Annotated in this window: 3 protein-coding genes and 1 pseudogene; 3 read left to right on the top strand and 1 reads right to left on the bottom strand. The window is 32.1% G+C overall.

The window, feature by feature from the left end:
• Positions 1-115: 115 nt before the first annotated feature.
• From FVB9532_RS19160 to FVB9532_RS19150, 3 genes are all read left to right on the top strand, one after another.
• The gene (locus tag FVB9532_RS19160) at positions 116-997 is read left to right on the top strand and encodes a hypothetical protein (protein ID WP_150546791.1); all 882 of its coding nucleotides are present in this window, start codon (positions 116-118) and stop codon (positions 995-997) included.
• 219 nt (positions 998-1,216) lie between these two features.
• Complete coding sequence (locus FVB9532_RS19155) at positions 1,217-1,672, top strand: DUF4303 domain-containing protein (protein ID WP_150546790.1); 456 nt, start codon at positions 1,217-1,219, stop codon at positions 1,670-1,672.
• A gap of 156 nt (positions 1,673-1,828) precedes the next feature.
• Entirely contained in the window at positions 1,829-2,317 is a 489-nt protein-coding gene (locus FVB9532_RS19150; protein ID WP_150546789.1) for a hypothetical protein, read from the top strand.
• Positions 2,318-2,361: 44 nt separating this feature from the next.
• Here FVB9532_RS19150 and FVB9532_RS19820 read toward each other — a convergent pair.
• Positions 2,362-2,565 (bottom strand): annotated as a pseudogene (locus FVB9532_RS19820) (IS110 family transposase); the annotation flags it as partial.

Below are 2,565 nucleotides of genomic sequence, written 5' to 3'. Positions count from 1 at the left end.
GATTACACTTATCTTTAAACTTTAAAACACCTGAAACGGTATACCTAAATGCAGCGTAAATCAATTTTTAACCTGTAGCCATATTTTAGGACGAGACATACCGAAACTAACTTTTATGAAAAAAATAAAAATTCTGATTTTATTTCTAATTCCAATAATGGGATTTGGTCAAAACGATTATCTATCCGAATATCAGAAAGCTGAAAAACTTTTACAAACGAACGAAATTGATTCAGCCTTTGTGAAATTCAAGGAATTAGAAAAGAGTCTTCCTAAAAATGACACTCTATACGAATATGCTCTTTGGTATAAAGTTGGAACTGCAACTCATTTACAAGAAATCAATCGTTACCAAGAAAATTTTGACAAATCTCTTCAATATGCAAATGAAGCTCTTGACGGAATTGAAAAAGGAATAGAAATATTTGACGAGGAATTTGCCAAGAGAAAATATTTTATGATAAAAAATTTAATCGTTTCTTATTATGGGCTAGGAAATTTCGAAGAAGGGAAAAAATGGAAAGAGAAAATGTATGGGGCTAAAGAAAATGATATGCTTCCAGAGGGAATTGATGAATTTTTCAATTATGACTTTTTTAAATTCGAGGATAAAAATATTTGGGGCTATGAATGGTACGCTGAATTACCAAAAGACCGATTTTCAACCAGCTTTACCAAAGTCGTCTATTATGTATATAGTACAAATCCAGATGGTTCAGATAAAGACCAACTTTACCGATTACACGTTTTAATGTTTCACGGCAACAATGAAAATTTTGATTATGTTATGGATAAACGACTTGAAACAGCAACAGGAGAAGTTAGCGGAACATTATATTCTTATACTTACAAAGAAGATATTGACTTTGAGAAACTTAAAAAAGATGTAAAGGAAGTTCTTAAAGGAAACTTACAGCCTGACACTAAAAGAACTATGACAAAAGATAAAGACGGCAAAGTTAAAGTAGATGTAAAAATGAAAAATAAAAAGCAATAAGCACAACAATGGGTATAAAACATAGGGCGGACAGTGCTTTACGCAAGTTTTCGTCACTTATTAAGCTCAGTTTTGGGTGGACAGTTAAGAGCTTCGAAATGCCCTACGTTTCATACCCGAGGCCGTTGTGGTGTATTTAAGAAAAACGCTTTGAATAAAATTATAATCTTTTTAATAACCTTTTTTGCAGTTAATTGTAACCAAACTAAACAGAATAAAATGACTGAATCCAAAAGCAAATTTGACACAGAAAAATTGACGGAATTTGCTATTAATAAAATAACGGAATTTGCTAAAGAACATCCGAATGAAACATTTTACGGATTCTCGATTGACGCAAGTCTATTATGTTTAAATTCGGAAGAAGAATTTGAAAAAACATTAAAATATTACCAAGAAAAATTTGGTGGATATGATACAGAAGAACAGATTGCTGACTTAAGACAAAATACTGGAGATTGGGAATACCAAGGGTTTGCGGAATTTGATGAAAATTCAGGTTTTGATATGGATGAATACAACGAACACTATCACGAAGATGACGAATTTCAACTGACTTCTGATTACGCAAAATCAATGAACATAGTTATTGAAAACTTGAAAAAAAGCGGAGTATTTGATTTGCTAAAAATAACCGAAGATTTTTATGCAAACCGAGTTGAACATAATTATTAACGGAATAAAAAAACGACACCACAACAATATATAACCGCAATTACGGCGTCCCGCTTGCCCAGCGGGACACTCGGAATTGCTAAAGTCTGTGTCAAACCGAAAATCAACGCATATTAACCCGTAACTGACGGTTATACGAGACCGTTACCTACAATTATGAAAACACGCATTTTAATCATATTTCTGCTGTCAGTCGGAATTTCCAATGCTCAAGAAAAATATTCGGAATTGATTATTGGCACGTGGGAATTTGACAAAAAATGTGATTTAAGAACAGAGGCGGAAAAGAACGAATTTGAAGAAATTCCTTGGTGTCCACCATATACCGAAAACGAAACAGGATATCCTACTCGGACTTATAAAAATGACGGAGAATATATCGACTACTTTACTTCTGAACACGTAGAATACGGAATGTGGAAAATCAGAAATGGAAAACTTATTTTAAAGAATAGAATATCAAAACAAGACGCTGAATCAAAAAAAGAACTGATAGAACGATTTTTAAAAAAAAGATTGATTTCAAAAGAAAGTGACGGATTTTATTATCAAAAACCGATTGAAATTGACATCAAAAGTTTGACTGAAAACCAACTCGAATTTGGAAACAAAAAAGTTTACTCAATTCACAAACGAATAAAATAACTGTAGGCAACAAAGTACTGTGGTAAAAAACAAGTAAAAATTCATTAATTTTTCACTAAATTACTTCTATGAGAATCATCATAAAGTAGTCCTGATTTTGCTATCGCAAAAGCCTGTTTTAATAGCTTATTACATACGGCAATTAAAGCCAATTTTTTGCTCTTTCCTTTGGCCACTATTCGTTCATAAATTTCCCTGCAAGCTTTGTTATATCTACACGCATTAAAACTGCACATAAATAACAAATT

It is taken from the genome of Mesonia oceanica, assembly GCF_902499555.1.
Classification (GTDB): domain Bacteria; phylum Bacteroidota; class Bacteroidia; order Flavobacteriales; family Flavobacteriaceae; genus Mesonia; species Mesonia oceanica.
This window is presented reverse-complemented; position numbering and strand designations above follow the sequence as displayed.